The organism is Pseudomonas sp. GW821-FHT07E12 (assembly GCF_058986605.1).
In genome coordinates, this window is record NZ_JBYSVX010000041.1 from 22,161 (window position 1) to 41,846 (window position 19,686).

The 19,686-nt window shown below is 59.4% G+C and carries 19 protein-coding genes and 2 tRNA genes; 19 read left to right on the plus strand and 2 right to left on the minus strand.

Annotation, left to right across the window (positions count from 1 at the left end; genetic code table 11):
* Positions 1 to 176: 176 nt before the first annotated feature.
* Positions 177 to 253 (minus strand) — tRNA-Asn (locus tag AC3WJE_RS18250).
* Positions 254 to 315: 62 nt separating this feature from the next.
* Positions 316 to 876: a GspH/FimT family pseudopilin gene (locus AC3WJE_RS18255; protein ID WP_493732248.1), complete on the minus strand. Its 561-nt coding sequence runs from the start codon at positions 874 to 876 to the stop codon at positions 316 to 318.
* 155 nt (positions 877 to 1,031) lie between these two features.
* On the opposite strand from AC3WJE_RS18255, the gene uvrB reads away from it, so the two are divergent.
* The 19 genes from uvrB to AC3WJE_RS18350 all read left to right on the plus strand — a co-directional run bounded on the left by uvrB (position 1,032) and on the right by AC3WJE_RS18350 (position 19,670).
* Entirely contained in the window at positions 1,032 to 3,050 is a 2,019-nt protein-coding gene (uvrB, locus tag AC3WJE_RS18260) for an excinuclease ABC subunit UvrB (RefSeq protein ID WP_493732249.1), read from the plus strand.
* A gap of 108 nt (positions 3,051 to 3,158) precedes the next feature.
* A tRNA-Val gene (locus AC3WJE_RS18265) sits at positions 3,159 to 3,233 on the plus strand.
* Between the two features lie 439 nt (positions 3,234 to 3,672).
* Positions 3,673 to 4,698 (plus strand): cysteine synthase A, encoded by a 1,026-nt coding sequence (locus AC3WJE_RS18270; protein ID WP_493732250.1) that lies wholly within the window; start codon positions 3,673 to 3,675, stop codon positions 4,696 to 4,698.
* A gap of 283 nt (positions 4,699 to 4,981) precedes the next feature.
* Entirely contained in the window at positions 4,982 to 5,140 is a 159-nt protein-coding gene (locus tag AC3WJE_RS18275) for a hypothetical protein (protein WP_493732251.1), read from the plus strand.
* 25 nt (positions 5,141 to 5,165) lie between these two features.
* Positions 5,166 to 6,833, plus strand: coding sequence for a type IV secretory system conjugative DNA transfer family protein (locus AC3WJE_RS18280; RefSeq protein WP_493732252.1), 1,668 nt, complete (start codon positions 5,166 to 5,168; stop codon positions 6,831 to 6,833).
* A 369-nt stretch (positions 6,834 to 7,202) separates the two neighbouring features.
* Positions 7,203 to 7,625, plus strand: coding sequence for a TcpQ domain-containing protein (locus tag AC3WJE_RS18285; protein ID WP_493732253.1), 423 nt, complete (start codon positions 7,203 to 7,205; stop codon positions 7,623 to 7,625).
* A 135-nt stretch (positions 7,626 to 7,760) separates the two neighbouring features.
* A complete protein-coding gene (locus AC3WJE_RS18290) occupies positions 7,761 to 8,726 on the plus strand; it encodes a VirB8 family type IV secretion system protein (RefSeq protein ID WP_493732254.1) in 966 nt (321 codons plus the stop codon).
* A complete protein-coding gene (locus tag AC3WJE_RS18295) occupies positions 8,723 to 9,493 on the plus strand; it encodes a TrbG/VirB9 family P-type conjugative transfer protein (protein ID WP_493732255.1) in 771 nt (256 codons plus the stop codon). The genes AC3WJE_RS18290 and AC3WJE_RS18295 overlap by 4 nt, the downstream gene beginning before the upstream one ends.
* Complete coding sequence (locus tag AC3WJE_RS18300) at positions 9,490 to 10,692, plus strand: TrbI/VirB10 family protein (protein ID WP_493732256.1); 1,203 nt, start codon at positions 9,490 to 9,492, stop codon at positions 10,690 to 10,692. Before AC3WJE_RS18295 ends, AC3WJE_RS18300 begins: the two co-directional genes overlap by 4 nt.
* Before the next feature lie 15 nt (positions 10,693 to 10,707).
* Positions 10,708 to 11,751: a P-type DNA transfer ATPase VirB11 gene (virB11, locus tag AC3WJE_RS18305; protein ID WP_493732257.1), complete on the plus strand. Its 1,044-nt coding sequence runs from the start codon at positions 10,708 to 10,710 to the stop codon at positions 11,749 to 11,751.
* A 39-nt stretch (positions 11,752 to 11,790) separates the two neighbouring features.
* A complete protein-coding gene (locus AC3WJE_RS18310) occupies positions 11,791 to 12,672 on the plus strand; it encodes a lytic transglycosylase domain-containing protein (RefSeq protein WP_493732258.1) in 882 nt (293 codons plus the stop codon).
* Between the two features lie 81 nt (positions 12,673 to 12,753).
* A complete protein-coding gene (locus tag AC3WJE_RS18315) occupies positions 12,754 to 13,158 on the plus strand; it encodes a TrbC/VirB2 family protein (protein ID WP_493732259.1) in 405 nt (134 codons plus the stop codon).
* Positions 13,151 to 13,459: a VirB3 family type IV secretion system protein gene (locus AC3WJE_RS18320; protein WP_493732260.1), complete on the plus strand. Its 309-nt coding sequence runs from the start codon at positions 13,151 to 13,153 to the stop codon at positions 13,457 to 13,459. Before AC3WJE_RS18315 ends, AC3WJE_RS18320 begins: the two co-directional genes overlap by 8 nt.
* Before the next feature lie 103 nt (positions 13,460 to 13,562).
* Positions 13,563 to 16,031, plus strand: a complete 2,469-nt coding sequence (locus AC3WJE_RS18325) for a VirB4 family type IV secretion/conjugal transfer ATPase (RefSeq protein ID WP_493732261.1) — start codon at positions 13,563 to 13,565, stop codon at positions 16,029 to 16,031.
* The gene (locus tag AC3WJE_RS18330) at positions 16,024 to 16,899 is read left to right on the plus strand and encodes a hypothetical protein (RefSeq protein WP_493732262.1); all 876 of its coding nucleotides are present in this window, start codon (positions 16,024 to 16,026) and stop codon (positions 16,897 to 16,899) included. Before AC3WJE_RS18325 ends, AC3WJE_RS18330 begins: the two co-directional genes overlap by 8 nt.
* Positions 16,900 to 16,993: 94 nt before the next feature.
* On the plus strand, positions 16,994 to 18,049 hold the full coding sequence (locus AC3WJE_RS18335) for a TrbL/VirB6 family protein (protein WP_493732263.1): 1,056 nt from the start codon (positions 16,994 to 16,996) through the stop codon (positions 18,047 to 18,049).
* Complete coding sequence (locus tag AC3WJE_RS18340) at positions 18,039 to 18,548, plus strand: DUF4189 domain-containing protein (protein WP_493732264.1); 510 nt, start codon at positions 18,039 to 18,041, stop codon at positions 18,546 to 18,548. The genes AC3WJE_RS18335 and AC3WJE_RS18340 overlap by 11 nt, the downstream gene beginning before the upstream one ends.
* 133 nt (positions 18,549 to 18,681) lie before the next feature.
* Positions 18,682 to 19,173, plus strand: a complete 492-nt coding sequence (locus tag AC3WJE_RS18345; RefSeq protein WP_493732265.1) for a DUF4189 domain-containing protein — start codon at positions 18,682 to 18,684, stop codon at positions 19,171 to 19,173.
* 158 nt (positions 19,174 to 19,331) lie between these two features.
* Positions 19,332 to 19,670, plus strand: a complete 339-nt coding sequence (locus tag AC3WJE_RS18350; RefSeq protein WP_493732266.1) for a hypothetical protein — start codon at positions 19,332 to 19,334, stop codon at positions 19,668 to 19,670.
* Positions 19,671 to 19,686: the final 16 nt, after the last annotated feature.

The following is a 19,686-nucleotide window of genomic DNA, read 5'->3' on the forward strand; positions in this document are numbered from 1 at the left end:
GACGGTTTGCATATCATCGATGCAGTCGTCGACAACAATCCGTGGTGTGGGGCTGGATTCGTTGTTCGGCTGCTGAGCGTGCTCCAGCCTCTACGCCGCGAATCCGCCGGCGGGCATGGGAAATGCAAGGAATAAAACAAACAAAGCCCGCCAATGGCGGGCTTTGTTTGTCTGTTTGGCGCCCGAAGTTGGACTCGAACCAACGACCCCCTGATTAACAGTCAAGTGCTCTAACCGGCTGAGCTATTCGGGCGAGGCGCGCATTGTAGCGGGCGATTTTGGAAGCGGCAAGCCCGGAGGAAGAGAAATTTTCATCTAGACGGGGCAGGGCACGGCGTCGCGCCTGATTTCAGACCGTGGACGGCCAGTGTTGTTGACGACAACCCGCGCTACCAATTGTCCTGAATGGCATAGCGAGAGGGTCAGATTGGTGCCGCTGGCCAGCCCGTCGGGGCGGTAGCGTAGTCGGGTGCGTCCTGCGCTGGAATGGACCGTGATTCCGGTGCCGGCACGAGACTCGCTCAGCAGGATGTCAGAGCTGGAGCCGGGTTGGTAATCGCCGTCGGGATCGGTGAAGACGATCCAGCCATGGCTCCAATCGGTGCCACGTTGACAGCGTTGGCCGTCGAGGGAAGGGCACAGCACAGCGCTCGCCCGGCGTGTGATCGCGGCGTTCCGGGCGAGGTGCATGTGGGTGATCAACTGGTTCACATTGCTGACGGTGCGGTGTCGGGAGACCAGGGCGGCCAGCGAGGGCATGGACATCGTGACGACGATCGTCAGGATCGCGATGGTCATCAGGCTTTCCAGCAAAGTGAAGCCATGAGCTTTGCGGTGGCGGGGCTGGCTTGGATGCGAGGGTGATGACAGCGGCATGCGACGTTTCGAGGTCGTAAATCCTGCCGCCGAGCATCCTTCTCCGGGCTCGTTCCAGTAAGCAGGCAATGTCTGTACTACCCGTAGGGGTTTCGTGCACGGACGCGTCAGGCTCGCTCGCTATACTGCGCTGCTGGCTGCCTCCTAGGAGTTCCATGAGCGACACCTTCCAACTGGTCTCCCCTTACTCCCCCGCCGGCGACCAGCCCGCGGCGATCGAGAAGCTGTCGGCGAACTTCGAGGCCGGGGTGGCCAAGCAGGTGCTGTTGGGCGTGACCGGCTCCGGCAAGACCTACACCATCGCCAACGTCATCCAGCAGATCCAGAAGCCGACGCTGGTGATGGCGCCGAACAAGACGCTGGCCGCGCAGCTCTATGGCGAGTTCAAGGCATTCTTCCCGCACAACGCGGTCGAGTATTTCGTCAGCTACTACGACTACTACCAGCCGGAAGCCTACGTGCCGGCGTCGGATACCTTCATCGAGAAGGACAGCTCGATCAACGAGCACATCGAGCAGATGCGGCTGGCGGCGACCAAGACGCTGCTGTCGCGTCCGGATGCGATCGTGGTTGCGACGGTGTCGGCGATCTACGGCCTTGGCGCGCCGGAAGACTACCTCTCGCTGCGCCTGATCCTCTCGATCGGTGAGCACATCGACCAGCGCGAGCTGATCCGGCACCTGACGGAGCTGCACTACACGCGCAACGAATTCGAGCTGACCCGCGGCACGTTCCGTGTGCGTGGCGAAGTGGTTGACGTGTTTCCGGCCGAATCCGACAGCGAGGCGCTGCGCATCGAGTTGTTCGATGGCGACATCGAGAACCTCACCCTGTTCGATCCGTTGACCGGCGAGACGTTGCGCAAACTGCAGCGCTACACGGTCTATCCGAAGACCCATTACGCAACCACCCGCGAGCGCACGCTCCGTGCGGTCGACACCATCAAGGAAGAGCTCAAGCCGCGGCTGGAGCAGTTGTATGCGCAGAACAAGCTGGTCGAAGCTCAGCGGCTGGCGCAGCGCACCCAGTTCGATCTGGAAATGATGGCCGAGGTGGGCTACTGCAACGGCATCGAGAACTACTCCCGGCACCTCACCGGCAAGGCGCCCGGCGAGCCGCCGCCGACGCTGTTCGATTACCTGCCGGCGGATGCACTGCTGGTGGTCGACGAATCACACGTGACGATTCCGCAGATCGGCGCCATGTACAAGGGCGATCGTTCACGCAAGGAGACGCTGGTGGAATTCGGCTTCCGCCTGCCGTCGGCGCTGGACAACCGGCCGCTGCGTTTCGAGGAGTGGGAAGCGCGTTCTCCGCGCAGCATCTACGTCTCGGCAACACCCGGGGCCTACGAGTTGCGCGAGGCGCCCGATGAGATTGCCGAGCTGGTGGTGCGTCCCACCGGGCTGGTGGATCCGGCGGTGGAGATTCGTCCCGTTGCCACACAGGTCGATGACCTGATGTCCGAATGCAACGAGCGGATCAAGCTGGGTGATCGTGTGCTGGTCACGACCTTGACCAAACGCATGGCCGAGAATCTCACCGAGTACCTGGGGGAACACGGCATCCGCGTGCGCTACCTGCATTCGGACATCGATACGGTCGAGCGCGTGGAGATCCTCCGCGATCTGCGCCTGGGCAAGTTCGATGTCTTGGTGGGCATCAACCTGCTGCGTGAAGGCCTGGACATGCCGGAGGTATCGCTGGTGGCGATCCTCGATGCCGACAAGGAGGGCTTCCTGCGTTCGACCGGCTCGCTGATCCAGACCATCGGCCGCGCCGCACGCAACCTGCGTGGCAAGGCGATCCTGTATGCCGATCGCATGACCCGCTCGATGCAGGCGGCGATCGACGAAACCGATCGCCGCCGACAGAAGCAGGTCGAGTACAACGAGGAGCATGGCATCGTGCCCAAGTCGGTCGCGCGGCCCATCACCGATATCCTGGAAGGGGCGCGGGACGAGGGAGCCTCTTCCGGTGGCAGGGGCAAGTCCAAGGGGCGCCGTGTCGCCGAGGAGCCAGCAGACTACCGGCCGCTGGGGCCGGCCGAGGCGGCGGCCAAGATCAAGGCGCTGGAGCAGCAGATGTACCAGCATGCGCGCGATCTGGAGTTCGAGGACGCAGCACGGATCCGCGACCAGATTCAGCGTGTGAAGGCGGCGAGCCTTGGATGAGCATGTGCGGGAGCGCCGGCGGCGGGTCACTTTCACTGGGCTATTGTGAATTGCCTGGAAGCTGGGCTAGAATGCGCGCCCCGCAGAGAGCAATTCGCTGCAGGGATTGGGCGGTTAGCTCAGCGGTAGAGCACTACCTTGACATGGTAGGGGTCACAGGTTCGAACCCTGTACCGCCCACCACTTAAGGCCCGAATCAAGGGTTTTTCGTGGGAATGAAACAAGCCGGCCAGTGTGCCGGCTTTTTGTTGTCTGGCATCTTGAGCTTGGTTGCGATAGGCGGGAGCGCGGCCGATTGCCCGTGCTTGATGACACGCCCTGGGGTTCAATGTGGAGCTCATCTCAAGCACTGCCAATCTGGTCGTTCCTTGGTCATCTGATGGCGGATAGTGCGATCGATCGCTCACCGTATTGGTGTCACTGGATGGCGTCATGAGCATGAACGCGCCACACTGCGTGTTCCTGCACGGTTCGAATTCGATCAGTGCCAAGAGGCCTCGTGGTGCTGTTCGGTTGGGGTGTCCGGACAGGCGTTCCGCGGGTTCCAGATAGCTCCGCGGGTTGATCACCTCGACAGGGTGGGATCTGCCGAGGCCGCTGCCGTCATCGAAGGAAGCATCCAGTGAAAATTTCCCCCGATATCGTGGGCCTGGTTGGCCATACGCCCTTGTTGAAGCTGCGCGGGGCCTCTGCGCTGACGGGATGCACGATCCTCGGCAAGGCCGAATTCCTCAATCCCGGTGGTTCGATCAAGGATCGCACTGCGCTGGGGTTGATCCTCGATGCCGAAGCACGCGGCGAGCTGCAGCCTGGCACCACGATCGTGGAAGGCACTGCCGGCAACACCGGTATCGGTCTGGCGATGCTCGGCGCCAGCCGCGGATACCGCAGCATCATCACCATGCCCGACACCCAGAGCCGGGAGAAGATCGAGGCGCTACGCGCCACCGGTGCGGATGTGAGGCTGGTGCCGGCGGTGGCCTACGCCAATCCTGGGCACTACGCACACGTGGCGCGACGGCTGGCCGATGCGATGAATGCCGCAGAGTCACGCCGTGCCTGGTTCGCCAACCAGTTCGACAACACCGCCAATCGTGATTTTCACGAGCGCACCACCGGCGTGGAGATCTGGGAGCAGACCGGTGGCGATGTGGATGGCTTCGTCTGCGCCACCGGTACTGCCGGCACACTCGCTGGCGTTGGCCGCGCGCTGAAGGCGCGCAAGCCTCAGGTGCGGATCGCGCTGGCCGACCCGGCGGGATCCGCGCTGGCCAGCTATATCAATACCGGCGAACTGAAAGCCGAGGGCGGTTCGATCAGCGAGGGGATCGGTTCCAGCCGGGTCACTGCCAACTTCGATGGCGCGCCGATCGACCTGGCCTGGTCGATCCCGGACGAGGAGTCCGTTCCGCTCATCCACGAGCTCATCGTGCGCGAGGGGATCAGCGTGGGCGGTTCGAGTGGAGTCAACATGGCGGGTGCGATCCGGCTCGCTCGCGAGCTGGGGCCGGGTCATACCATCGTCACGATCCTCGCCGACGCTGGTACCCGCTATCAGGGCAAGCTGCTCAATGCGGGATTCCTGGCCAGTCGGGGCTTGCCGGTACCGGAGTGGCTGGGGGCGATGTCGACCGGATCTTCTCCATAGACATCGGGGTGCCTGGCAATCAGGGGAATGCTCCAGTCTTGTCGGTTGTGATCGTCTGTTCGTGCCGGAATCAGGGTCCATCGCGGTTCCAGCTTGGAGTCGATCGCGACCGTCATGCCATTTTCTTGACGATTCGGCGATGTCTGCGTTGGAAAGGGAGTGTCCCGTGGGTTAGCATCCTGCCGGTTCCTTGACAGGGAGGCGGCTGGCGATGGAGATCGTGCGCGGTACGGGGGCTTATCGGCTGGTCAGGCTGGAGCCGTTGCCCGGGGAGGAGCAGCAGGTGAGGCCGCGATATGCGGTGCTCTCCGCGTCTGGCGCCCAGATATCGCCTTCGATGCCGCGCCATGAGGCCGAGGCCTGGTACGAGGCGCTGCTGGCGGAGGTGTACGCCACGGAACTCGATGACGATCTGGCCAGGAATACCAGTCGCGGGCGCTGAGGCCGGCGGCATCACGGAGGATGGTGTGTCTAAATCGAAGATTGCGGTTGTGCTGGTCTTGCTGTCGTTGGTGGGCGGCTATTTCGTTTCGGGCGCACTGGTAATCGCGCTATTGGGCCTGAAGGGGCAATCGCTCGCCTGGGATACCTACTATCGGTATGTCAGCGCCTTGGGCCTGCCGCAGGTCGCGCCCTTTGTCGGCAAGATCAAGCTGGCCGGGTATCTGGGCTTTGGCGCCTGCGGCTTGATGTGTCTGATCGTCCTGATCCTGATGTTCAGGCCGCGCAAGCAGTCGTTGCACGGCGACGCACGCTTTGCGACGGCTGGGGATCTCAGCAAGCATGGGCTGTTCAAGGAGAGCAGCAACGGCATCGTCGTCGGCAAATTCAATGGCCGTCTGGTGCGGTTGAGCGGCCAGCAGTTCGTGATCCTGGCGGCGCCGACCCGTTCCGGCAAGGGCGTCGGCATCGTGATCCCCAATCTTCTGGAGTATCAGGATTCGGTCGTGGTGCTCGACATCAAGCAGGAGAATTTCGACCTGACCAGCGGCTGGCGTGCCAGCCAGGGGCACGAGGTCTACCTGTTCAATCCCTTTGCCGAGGATCGCCGGACTCATCGCTGGAATCCTCTCAGCTACGTCTCCACCGATCCGGCTTTCCGTGTTTCCGATCTGATGAGCATCGCTGCGATGCTCTATCCGGACGGTGCGGACGAACAGAAATTCTGGGTCAGCCAGGCGCGCAATGCCTTCATGGCATTTGCTCTGTACCTGTTCGAGAACTGGGACGATGAGAGGCATATCGGCTTCCCTGGGGGCGCTGGCGCGCCGACCCTGGGCAGCATCTATCGCCTGTCCTCGGGCGACGGCTCGGACCTGCGCAAGTACCTGAAATCCCTGTCTGAACGCCCCTTCCTCAGTGCCAACGCGAGGTCGGCCTTCGCCAACCTGCTATCCCAGGCCGACGAGACCTTCGCCTCGATCATGGGCACGCTGAAGGAGCCGCTGAACGCCTGGATCAACCCGGTGCTGGACGCCGCCACCAGCGCCGACGACTTCCTGCTCACCGACCTGCGCAAGAAGAAGATGACGATCTACATCGGCATCCAGCCCAACAAGCTGGCCGAGAGCCGATTGATCATCAACCTGCTTTTCAGCCAGATCATCAACCTCAACACCCGCGAGTTGCCCAAGAGCAATCCGGAGTTGAAGTACCAGTGCCTGTTGCTGATGGACGAGTTCACCTCGATCGGGCGCGTGGACATCATCGCTTCGGCTGTCGCGTACATGGCCGGCTACAACATCCGCCTGCTGCCGATCATCCAGAGCATGGCCCAGCTCGATGCCACCTATGGCAAGGATGTCTCGCGCACGCTCATCACCAATCACGCGCTGCAGATCCTGTATGCGCCGCGTGAGCAGCAGGACGCCAACGACTACTCCGAGATGCTCGGGTACACCACCGTGCGTCGCAAGAACCTCACCAAGGGGCGCGAGGTGAGCCACAGCATCTCCGAAGAGCGTCGCGCGCTGATGCTGCCGCAGGAGCTCAAGGCGCTGGGCAACGAGCAGGAGGTCTTCCTCTACGAGGGCATCGCCCATCCGGTGAAGTGCCAGAAGATCCGCTACTACCAGGATCGCTACTTCACGTCAAAGCTCAAGGAACGCGTGGACATCCCGCAATTGCGAATCTGAATATTCGTGATGTCTATCACGGTATGAGGGTGATTCAGATTTTTCCTACAAGGATACGTACGTCATTTCCTTGACGCTGAATGTCAGTGGAGTGTCAAATTTCCAGCCTAAGATGTGTGTCGCGGATTGTCAGGTTATTGCGGGTTCATCAAGGAAGAGGTTCTCGGCGGTCGGTGGTGCAATGTGGTTTGAAACGCCGGTTTGCTTTGACGGGGCGGTTTCCGGGGTTCTTGGGACTTGAGTGACGTGTTTCAGCATCGGCGCGAGAGAGGGCTCTCCCGTTCGATGTTCTTGGGGGCCGGTCAGCCGGTACATGAAAACGTTTTTTTACGCGGCAACCGTTCGTTGTTGCGGCCATGGAGAAGTTGCGTGCGGCAAACGCCTATCAATCATCTACTCGTCGTGCTGGCCATTGCGGTGCTCGCCGGCTGTGCCACCAAGCCCGCCCGTGACTTCGGGGGGCGCTGGAAGCCAGTCAACCATTTCGACGAGGCACCGACGGAAATTCCGCTCTACAGCTCCTACGTCTACCAGGCGACGCCGATGGATCGCACGCTGAAGGCGATGCTGACGCGCTGGGCAGCCGACTCGAACCTCCAGCTTGTCTACCAGTTGCCATCCGATTACACCCTCTACGGGCCGGTCTCGAAGATCAGCACGACCAGCCTCCAGCAGGCTACGGCTGAAGTCACCAGCGCCTATTCCGCGCAGCGGGTCGAAGTGAGCGTTCAGGGCAACCGGATCCTGGTTCGTCCAGTGGCTTCGTCTCCTGCCGCAGCATCGTCGCCGTGAACCCAGGCACAGGCCGGGGCAATGTCTGTTCTCCCGGTCGCTGGCGGTATCCGGGTTCCGGCCTCAAGGCCCTAAATCGTTTGCGGATTGAGCATGTTTCGTAGAAAGGATGGCGACAAAGCGGATTCAGGAAAGATGACCGCGGCGGCCCAGAAGGGCGTCAACTACGAGGTCAGCATTGCCGATCTGGCCCGTCGCAGCGAGCGCAGGGCGTGGATCGTTGCATGCACGTCGATGGCGGTCACCGTGATGACGGCAGGTGGTTACTACTACATGCTGCCGCTGAAGGAGAAGGTGCCTTATCTCGTCATGGCCGACGCCTATTCGGGAAACAGCACTGTCGCGAAGCTGGAGCCGAATTTTGGTGGCCAGACGATCGGTGCCAGTGAGGCGCTGGCACGCAGCAATGTGGCGCGCTTCGTGATGGCGCGTGAAGCGTACGACTTCGCCATGATGGGCCTGCGCGACTGGAACACGGTGTTCGCGATGGCTTCGACGCCAGTCGCGACCGAATATCGTGTGCTGCACGCGCCGAACAATACTTCTGCTCCGTATTACATCTACGGCAAGATCCGTGCGGTTCGCGTCAACATCCTCAGCATCACGTTGCAGGGCGGCAATGGTCGGCCTTACACCGGCGCCAATGTTCGTTTCCAGCGCACGATCTACGACAAGAACTCGGGCAGCTCGACCTTGCTCGACAACAAGATCGCGACGATGGGGTTCGCTTACAAATCCAACCTCAGCATGCCCGAAAGCTTGCGCGTGGAGAATCCGCTGGGCTTCCAGGTAACGGACTACCGCGTCGATAACGACTACTCGTCCACGCCGGTACCGCCGGCCAGTGCCCAGACCGTCACGCAGCTGCCGGATGCGTCCGTGGGGCAGCCAGGAGTGGCGCCGGTGGCTTCGCCGGCGGGCGGTGCGCCCATGCAGTCAGTACCGCAGGTCCCGGGAGCGGAGTTCCCTGGCGGTGCCGGACAGGCAGCGCCGGTGCAGCAAGGAGCGCCGGTCTATCCGGATCAGATGCAGCAGGTCCCGCAGCCGACCGGAAACGTCGGTGCGCAGAACAGCAATGCTAATGGAGCCAACGGCAGATGAAATTGATTTATCGGGACACGTGGACAGTGCTTGCCGCGTTGCTGCTCGCGCTCTTCGCCACCTCCGCATCGGCGCAGGTGGTGCAGGAGTACGAGTACAAGGACGAGCAGATCTACCAGGTTCGCACGGGCCTGGGCATCACCACGCAGGTGGAGCTCAGCCCCAACGAGAAGATTCTCGACTACAGCACCGGCTTCAGCAGTGGCTGGGATCTGAGTCGCCGCGGGAACGTCTTCTACCTGAAGCCGAAGAACGTCGATGTGGATACCAACATGGTGATCCGCACGGAGACGCATTCATACATCCTCGAACTGCGCGTCGTCGCCACTGACTGGAAGCACCTTGAACAGGCCAAGCAGGCCGGCGTCCAGTACAAGGTGGTGTTCACCTATCCCAAGGACACCAGCTTTGCCAACGCCAATGCCGCCGAAGAAAAGACGGAGGACGCGGCGCAGCTGAACACCGGCATCCTCAAGGACCGGCAGTACTACTTCGACTACAGCTTCGCCACGCGTACCAAGAAGTCCTGGTTGATTCCGAGCCGCGTCTACGACGACGGCAAGTTCACCTACATCAACATGGATCTGACCCGTTTCCCGACTGGGAATTTCCCGGCGGTGTTTGGTCGCGAGAGGGAGCACAGCGAGGATTTTCTCGTCAATACGACCGTGGAAGGGAACACGCTGATCGTGCATGGCACCTACCCGTATCTGGTGGTGCGTCACGGTGACAACGTCGTAGGTCTGCGAAGGAACCAGCAAAAGTGAATCAGAACACGCCGAACAACTCCGAAGAGCGCGCAGGTGCCGCGGGCGATCAGCCGGGACAGGCAGGGCAGGGTGGTGCGGAGCACCGTGAGAACCCGTATTTCGCGCGTCAGCGCGAGATGGAAACGCCTGATCTGGATGCCAATGAGCCGGTGCTGCGTTCGAGCGACCTGAAGCGCATGAACCGCAAGGCGCTGTTCTTCCTCGCCTGCATCGCGGGACTGCTGATCCTGACGGTGCTGTGGCTGGTATCCAGAGGCGATGACAAACCCGTCGAGGTCAAACCACGGGCCGAGTCGGTGCAGGTGCCGGCCTTGCCCCAGAACGTCAATGCACCGCCAGTGCAGGCGCGCCCGGTGCCGCTGGAGCAGAGCCCCGACATCCCGCCGTTGCCGCCGATGCCCGACGTGGAGTCGGCCCGTCGCGATGCCGCGCCCGCCGACCGCGGTCCGTCCATCCTGGATCGCCGGATCATGGCTTCCGGCGGAAGCAGCGGCGATGGTTCGTTGCCTGCTGCACCGGGCGGTGGCCCGTTCGGCTTGGCCCGGCCGCAGACGGCGATGCCCGGGCTGGAGGACCAGCAGACCTCGGCGAAGCCAATTGCGAACCCGGATGGCCTGCTCGTGCGCGGCACCTACATCCGCTGTGTGCTCGAGACTCGGATCATCAGTGACTTCCCGGGCTTTACCTCGTGCATCATCACCGAGCCGGTCTATTCGATAAATGGTCGACGCCTGCTGCTGCCGAAGGGTTCGAAGATTCTCGGACAGTACGGCTCAGCCGAGCCGGCCGGGCCGCGTATGGAAGTTATCTGGGATCGGATCACCACGCCGACCGGCATCGACGTGAATCTGGTTGCACCCGGCATCGACAATCTGGGTAGTTCCGGTCATCCGGGCCAGTACTCGGCGCATTGGGCAAGCCGTATCACGTCGGCGCTGCTCATCAGCATGATCAGTGATGCCTTCAAGTGGGCAGCTGCCGAGCATGGTCCGTCCACCACCACGGTCGGCCTGGGGAGCGGGATCATCACGGAGCAGCCGTATGAGAGCAACACGGCACAGACTATGCAGAGGTTGTCAGATCAGGCGCTTGATCGTGCCGGTCGTCGACGCGCCACGGTGACCATCAATCAGGGCACCGTCGTCAACGTTTACGTTGCCAAGGATGTGGACTTCACCTCGGTTCTGCCGAAGTAAGGCCTCTTGCCTGCCATGACGATCGACGACTCGCTCACCGCCAATATCTCCAACGACTTCCTGGATTACCAGTACGGCGTGCTTGGAATTCTGGACTATCTGAATTCGCCGGAAGTCACGGAGATCTGCATCAATCGGCCGGGCGAGCTTTACCTGGAAACCGTACATGGCTGGCAGCGCGTCGACGTGCCGTCGCTGACGTTCGATCGCGCGCGCCAGTTCTGTACGGCGGTAGTGAATGAAAGCAACACCGGCCAACGCATCACCGATGCCGAGCCGGTGGTGTCGCTGACGTTTCCGACCGGCCAGCGTGCGCAGTTCGTGATTCCGCCGGCCTGTGATGCCAGCAAGGTCTCGATCACCATCCGGTTGCCATCCAAGCACACCAAGACACTGGAGCAGTACAAGCACGATGGCTTCTTCGAGCAGATCCTCGAAGAGAAAGCAGACATCAGCGAGCAGGATCGCGAGCTGATCGATCTGCGCAGCCAGCGCAACTACGCCGAGTTCTTCAAGAAGGCGGTTCACTACAAGAAGAACGTCGTCGTTGCCGGCGCCACCGGCAGCGGCAAGACCACGTTCATGAAGGCGCTGGTCAACCACATCCCGCACGAGGAGCGCCTGGTCACCATCGAGGATGCCCGCGAACTGTTCATCAGCCAGCCGAATACCGTGCACTTGCTGTATTCGAAGGGAGGGCAGGGTACGAGCAACGTGACCGCGAAAGCGTGCATGGAGGCCTGCCTGCGCATGAAGCCTGATCGCATCATCCTGGCCGAGCTGCGAGGAGATGAGTCGTTCTACTTCATCCGCAACTGTGCTTCCGGCCATCCAGGTTCGATCACCAGCTGTCATGCTGGCAGCACTGAACAGACCTGGGACCAGCTGGCACTGATGGTCAAGGCGTCCAATGAGGGCTCTGGCCTGGAGTTCGGCGTGATCAAGCGCCTGCTGCGCATGACGATCGATATTGTCGTGCACATCAAGGCGCATGCCGGACGACGTTACATCACCGGCATCGATTTTGATCCTTCGCGAACACTGCGAGGGGGAGAGTAGTCCGATGACTACGAAGATGAATCACCCGAGGAGGATCCTATGCTGCCAGGCATGGAGCTGATGGGCTGTACCGGCCTCGCCGTTCCCGGCACGGTCATGCAGCACGTGGTGCAGGTGGAGTCTTCCAGGAATCCCTATGCGATCGGGGTGGTCGGTGGCCGCCTGGCGCGTGCGCCGCGCGCGCTCGACGAAGCCGTTGCCACAGCGAAGATGCTGGAGGAAAAGGGCTACAACTTTTCCCTGGGCCTGGGGCAGGTGAATCGTTACAACCTGGAGAAGTACGGGCTGCAGACCTACGAGAAAGCCTTCGATGTCTGCCCGAATCTCGTCGCGGCTTCGAAGATTCTTGCGGAGTGCTATTCGCGCTCGGGGGGCGATTGGGGCAAGTCGTTCAGTTGCTACTACTCGGGAAACTTCGAAACCGGCTTTCGACATGGGTATGTCCAGAAGATCTACGCATCCATGCGCCAGACGTATGCGGCATCAGATGCCACGCCGATTCCGGTGATCTCCGAATCCAGTGCAAGAGCGCTGGCGCGGAGTCAGGCCAATGGCAGGCGGCTTGCGACCGAGTTGGTCGATTCGATCGTTTCCCGGCGGATCAGCCAGTTCGCCGAGCCTCGCCAGGAAAATCCCGCATCAGCTGCGCTGGTTTATCCGGCGATGCCGGTCGGTCCGGCTGCGCCAGCGCAGTCCGCTGTTTCTGGCGTGGCTACAGGGGCCGCGCCCGTAGCTGCTGCATCTGCACAGTCCAGCGACCTCTACGTCATCCAGGCAACCAGCCAGGGGAAAGGAGTTGCAGTGCCGGCGGGTTCCCTCGTGCCCTCAGTACCGTCGGCTGCCCCCGTCGCTGGTGCGGTGGCTGCTGGTTCTCCGGCTGTATCGCCGACGCCTGCTGGCGATGGCGCCTTTGTGTTCTGACAAGGAATGACGTTTGCCAAGGATGGCAGCACCACCCACCTCGTTCCAAACAGTTCCCTCGATCCAACAAGGAGATGAATCGTGAAATTTGAATACGACAAGCAGACGGCGGCCCGAGCCAAGATGGTGGGCAAGCAGGCTTTCAAGGCATTGCTCTTCACGGCGGCGATGTTGGCGACCAATGTCGTGATGGCAGATGAGAGTGGCACTTTCGCAGGTACCGATACCAAGGTGTGTGGCTTTTTGAGCAACGTTAACAGTCTGCTCAACATGGGTTCGATCGCGGTCGTGACGATTGCCGTGATCATCGCCGGCTACCAGATCGCATTCGCCCATAAGCGCATCTCCGACGTCTCGCCGATCCTGATCGGTGGTGTGCTCATTGGTGCGGCTGGCCAGATCGCCAAGATGCTGATCGGTGATACGGGGAGCACCCCCTGTTCAGCCACGGGTTCTCTGGTGCAGATGTTGAGCCACTATGCGTAAGGACGTGCTCTTCCGGGGCTGTACCCGTCCGGCGATGTTTCTGGGAGTGCCTTACATCCCTTTCTTCATCGGTGCGGGTGGCGGTTTCCTGTTGGCGATCTACTTCAACCTGTGGTTCTTGTTGCTCATCCCTGTGGTCATCTTCGGCATGCAGCAGATGGCCAAGCGGGACGAGATGATCTTCAGGTTGTTGGGGCTACGCTGGCAGTTCCGGATGAAGGCCCGCAACCTCCAGCGATATGAGGGCATGTGGGTGTTCAGTCCCAATGAATACCGCAAAACACCTCCAGGAAAGCGCTGACGCTTCACCGCAGTTCCTCTCCACCAGCCCCCTGGAAGTATCGCCAGGGGGCTGGTGACCGTAGCAGGCCGCAGTCTGCAGAAGTTGTCCATATGGTGTTGTCATGTTGAGTCCAGACAGTCCGATCAGCGAATTCATTCCGGTGTCGACGCACGTTGCACCTGCCGTGGTCAAGACCACGGGGGGCGACTACCTGCTGATCTGGCATCTGTCGGGCCTGCCGTTCGTTGGTCGTGATGAAAGCGACATCGAGCATCGGCACAGCACCTTCAACCGGTTGCTGCAGACCTTGCGTGCCCCGGATTTTGCGAATGTGGCGTTCTGGGTGCACGACGTACGTCGCCGTGGTCGGATCGCCAATACTTCGCGCTTCAGACAGGCTTTCAACCAGTCGCTGTCCGATCAGTATTACGACACGCTCTCGTCGCAGAAGATCATGCAGAACGAGCTCTACTTCACCATGATCTACCGGCCAGTGGTGACGGGAAAGCGCTTCATGGAGCGCTCCGCCAACCCGGATCAGCTCCGAGCCGAGGAGCAGGAAGCGGTCGCCAAGGTGATGGAGCTTGCCAACAACGTCGAGGCGGTGCTCAAGGACTACTCGCCCTATCGGCTCGGGATGTATGAGGCCAAGAATGGTGTCGTGTTCTCCGAGACGCTGGAATTCCTGGGCTATCTGGTGAACCGCATCGACGAGCCTGTGCCGGTGTTGCAGGCGCCGATTCCGGCCTACCTGCCGGTCAGCAAGCATATGTTCGCCAACAAGACGGGCGACTTCGTGATTCGCACGCCAGAAGGTGTGAATCACTTCGGTGCGATCCTCAACGTCAAGGAATACACCGACGGTACCTATCCGGGCATCCTCAACAGTCTGAAGTATCTCGACTTCGAATATGTCATCACTCATTCCTTCAGTCCTGTCGGGCGTCACGACGCGCTGAAGGTTCTGGAACGCACCAAAGGCATGATGGTGTCTTCGGGCGACAAGTCGTCCACCCAGATCCGCGAACTCGACGTTGCGATGGACGATGTGGCCTCGGGCAACTTCGTGCTGGGCGAATACCATTTCACCATGGCGGTGTATGCCGAAAGCCAGGAGAAGTTGGCCAGGCAGATCGCCACGACTCGCGCTGAGCTGTCCAACGCAGGCTTCGTATCGTCCAAGGAAGATCTGGCGGTCGCTTCGGCGTTCTATGCACAGCTGCCGGGCAACTGGCGCTTCCGTACCCGGTTGGCGAACCTCAGTTCGCTGAACTTCCTGGGGCTGTCGCCGCTGCACAACTTTGCTCAGGGCAAGCAGTTGAACAACCCTTGGGGCGACTGCGTGACTGCGCTGCAGACAACCAATGGCCAGCCGTATTACTTCAACTTCCATGCCACGCATCCAGCAGAGAATTCGCTGGGCGAGAAGGCGATCGCCAACACGATGGTGATCGGCAAGTCGGGTACGGGTAAGACCGCACTGATCAACTTCCTGTTGAGCCAGGTGCAGAAGTTCAATCCGACCCCGACGATCTTCTTCTTCGACAAAGATCGTGGTGCGGAAATCTTCGTGCGCGCATGCGGTGGCAACTATCTGGCCCTGGAAAATGGTCAGCCTACGGGCTTCAACCCGTTCCAGTGCAAGCGTACCGAAGCCACCGTCCAGTTCCTCGCCGAACTGATCAAGGTGTTGGCCGGCAAGATCGAGTACAGCGCCCGCGAGGAAGAGGATATCTATCGCGCGGTGGAAGGCATCATGGACACGCCGATGCACCTGCGGACCATGACCAATTTCCGTAAGAGTCTGCCCAACATGGGCGACGACGGCCTATATGCGCGTCTGCGTCGCTGGACCGCGGGCAATGCGCTGGGCTGGGTCTTCGACAACCCCGTCGATACGATCGATCTGGAAAAAGCGCCGATCATCGGTTTCGATTACACCGACGTCATCGACAATGCCGAAGTGCGTGCTCCTGTCATCAACTACCTGCTGCATCGGCTTGAGGAGTTGATCGATGGGCGCCCGCTGATCTACGTGATGGACGAATTCTGGAAGATCCTGGACGGCAAGGGCGGTCTCAAGGAATTCGCCAAGAACAAGCAGAAGACCATCCGTAAGCAGAACGGTCTCGGCATCTTCGCCACGCAGAGCCCGGAAGATGCACTGGCCAGCGACATCGCAGCCGCATTGATAGAACAGACCGCGACCATGGTGCTCCTGCCTAATCCGAACGCCAGTCGCGACGACTATATCGACGGTCTCAAGTTGACCGAGGCGGAGTATCAGGTAGTGGTGTCGCTGGATGAACGTTCACGCTGCTTCCTGGTCAAGCAGGGTCACGGTTCGGCGGTATGTCAGCTCAATCTGCGTGGTATGGACGATGTGCTGTCGGTGATTTCCTCGTCGACCGACAACATCCAGATCATGCACGAGGTGCTTGAGCGAAAGTCGCGTCAGATCGGTGTTTCCGTCGATGAATTGAAGCCGGAACAGTGGCTGCAGGATTTCTACGAGAACCGGAAAGGATCGGGCAAGGGAAAAACGCAGCATCAGCGGGCACAGAGTTCCGAGGTGGCGCGTCGTGCCTGAGTTCACTGCCATGCAACATAAACCCGAGCGAGTTCGCACGTCTGGAGATACGAAGATGATGGCCTATCCAAAAAACATGCTCAGCATTCTGTTGGGAACTTTGCTGCTTGGAGTGGCGGGGACGGCGGCCGCTCAGTGGCAGGTGATTGACAATGATCAGATCAGGGAAAACAACACGAATACGGGGAAGATTACCGATAATGCTAATAGCAATAGGGAAAAGATCACCGATAAGTTGAACGACATCTATGTGTCGAACAAACTCGGAACAACGCCAACTGTGGATAAGCCCAGTGGTGACGAGGTCGAGAATCCCAAGGAAGCTCTTGCGAAGGTGGCCGACGATTACGGTGTGGCTGCTTGTGCCGGTCAGACCAACGGAACCCCGGTGGCTGACAAGCAGAAGACTACCTGTGAGTTGATGCAGCGCACGCGGAACTCACAGTACAACTACATGGTGGCGATGCACGAGATCACCAAGAAGCGACTTGAGCGCCTGCGTGCGATCGAAAAAGAACGCAACCAGATTCAGGACACCCAGATCGGAAAGCTTGAGGACAACACGAACAAGCTGATCGCACTGAAGGCTCTGATGGACATCGATCGGCAGCAGATGGAGTCGGCCATGTTCGCCTACGAGACCCGGCTGAATTATCTGATGAAGCAGCAGACCAGCCAGTCCAAGACCGCAATGACCGGCAAGGAGGTCGACGATACCGGGGGTGGCGGTGCATTCGGCAACATCACTGACGGGCTCAAGTCGTTGGCGGGGCAGGTGGCAGCGGGTGTAGTGATGAAGGGAGTGCTGGAAACATTGAAGAGCGAATCTCAGAGCAAGCAGCAGATGAGAAGGCTGAGCATCGACTAGTCGATGGCTGAAATGGGCTGGTGCGAAAGGATGCGGTCCAGAGCGATGGATCGTTGTGGTAGCAGGGGCTGAGGCTCCATGGATACGGTGATTTATGTTGGACAATTTGACCAACTATGCGTTCTTCTCGCTGATCAATGAGTATTTGCGAAACGAGATCGATGTCTTCCAGTGGGACCTTCTGCAGCGAACCACTGCTTGGGTCGGGGCGATCGCGCTGACTGCACTCACGTTCTGGATTCTTATCCAGGGCTATCGCGTGGCGACCGGACAGCTGCGCGAGTCGGCGATGTCGCTGGTTGTTACCTCGCTGCGCGCGACCTTGATCATTGCGGTCGCCACCAGCATGGCTATGGGGTCCTCACAGCTGTATTGGACGATGACCGATGGCGTCAGCGAGGCCATCAACAAGACCGTTTCCGGTGATTCGAGCAGTCCCTACCAGCAAATCGACAAGAACCTGGCGATGATGCAGGTGGCAATGGGGGTGATCGATCAGCTCCAGACGGGAGGCGACGCGCAGCAGGAACAAGAGAAGAGCCGTGCCCGCTGGTTCTCCGGATTGGGCATGGCGGGTCCAGGGGTCATTGCGGGCTCCATGCTGCTGCTGAACAAGATTGCCATCGCGCTCTTCGTCGGATTTGGGCCGTTGTTCATCCTGGCTCTGTTATTTCAACCGACCAAGCAACTCTTCAATCGGTGGCTTCTATATGGAATTGGAACCGTGTTCTCGCTGGCAGTGCTCAACGTGATGGTCGCATTGACGATGAAGATGATCGGTGCCGTGGCGGCGGCGTTCCTGGTGAAATGGGCAGCATCCAGTGCGGGTTGGGACACCGGTGAAGGTATCAGCAGCATGGCCCTGCAACAGGGCGGTATCGGTCTGGTGATGAGTACGCTGATCATCAGTACGCCCCCGATGGCTGCGGCGTTCTTCCAGGGTACGCTGGGCCAGTTCTCTGCCTATTCGGCGATGGGGGCACTGGAGCGTGGCGGACATCCTGCCGGTGCGGGTGGAGCCATTATTCCAAATCATCCTCAGCAAAATTCGAATGTTAACGCAGCCCCAACTTCGAGCAGTGGGCGTGGAGCAGGGATTCCTGTCTCAAGTGATGACAGTGGAACAGGGAGGATGGGAAATGCGAGATAACAATCGCGAAAGTATTCTCCTTGGTATCTGTTTTATTATGATGGGACTGGGCGTCTGCGTTGTTCCCGTGAGGGTAGTCGCGCAGACCGCATGCCCTGCTGGTGTCTCACCCGGATCTGTATCTTGTCTTCCAGACCAGTTACCCGCCCCTCCTCCTCGTCCGGCTGGCGAATGGATAAAGACGTGGGGAGCGCTTGCTTATAACGAACAGAGGGATCTGGGTTTCTCTTCGCAGAAGATTTCCAAGGCTGATGCCGAAGAGGAGGCTATTAATCAATGCAAGACATGGGGGATAGAAGGTTGTCATGTGGAAACTTTCTTTTTCAATCAATGTGTTGCGGTGGCCAGAACAGATAGTGGGGCTGGCACTGTGGTGACTGCTGCTCCAAAGAAGAAGGCCGTCGATCTTGCAAAGAAAAAATGTGATCGTGATACCGGTGGAGTTTGTAAGGTATGGCTTGCAGAATGTTCTTCACCTATTTTTGAATTTTATAAATAGTCATAGTGAAGGAAGGGCTCTCGGGGGCGTAAGTAACTCTAGGTATAGCCGGAAGATAAGCCAACAGTTGATGGGACGGGGACTAGAGGCCTGGCTTCACGGTGAGTGAAGTTGAGGCTATAGAGGAACTTCAATGAAATCCGTGAAAATCTTCATTCATGCTGTTTTGCTTCTTCAAAGCATGATCTCATTTTCCGCTTTTGCGCAGACAAGATGTCCGGTTGGTGCGACCCCAGGAAGTGCCGCTTGCCTTCCTGATTCGAATGGAGCACCTCCTCCTCGTCCGATTGGTGAATGGATAAAAACCTGGGGGGCGTTGGCTAGCTCCCCGGAAACCGGTGCCAGTGCCGCCTCGGTGGGAAAGTTATCCAAGGAGGATGCTGAGAGTGAAGCGCTGGCAACATGTTCCAGAAATGGAGCAGAGGACTGCAGTGTGGACTTTACCTACAGGAATCAATGTGTGGCTGTTGTATCGATTAAGGGCGGGGGGGCAAATATCCAGGGGGCTGCCACCAAGGAGAAAGCGCAAAAAATGGCTATGAAGAGCTGCAAGGAAAAAAATTCATCAAATTCTTGTTCGCTTTTGTACACTGAATGCTCGGAGCCGATATTTAGGAAGTTTTGAGTTAGGAGAAGATCAGGGCTACAGCTTAGCAAGGGTGCGTCTGTTAGTCATCTGTATAAGGCTTATGCTATGTGCTGATCCAATTTTTATATGTTTTGATTAGATGTCGGATATGACAAATGGATTGAGGTGAGAGCTAAACAGTCGGAGGGATATGTATGAGAAAGCTTGCGCTGCTCTTGTTGGGAATATGCTCGTTCTCTGTGTTGGCGCAGTCGAGTGGCTACTACCAACCGCTTAACTACAGAGATAACGATCCGTTTGTCTTCTGCACCCAGGGGCAGAAGAATATGGACAAATGCTGGATACCGATTGCGCCTTTTCTGGGGCAGTTCATGATGATGCCGTATTGTGATCCGCCGAATTATTATGGGATGCCTTGGACTTCCGATGACTATGCCTCGCTTGCGCAGTACGAATCCACCTGCCCCATGGCAGGGGCGTCGGGTATCTGGAGTGGTCAAGGGGCGCCTGAGAATTCGCCGACAGATCATTAGTTGCAAAACGGCGAAT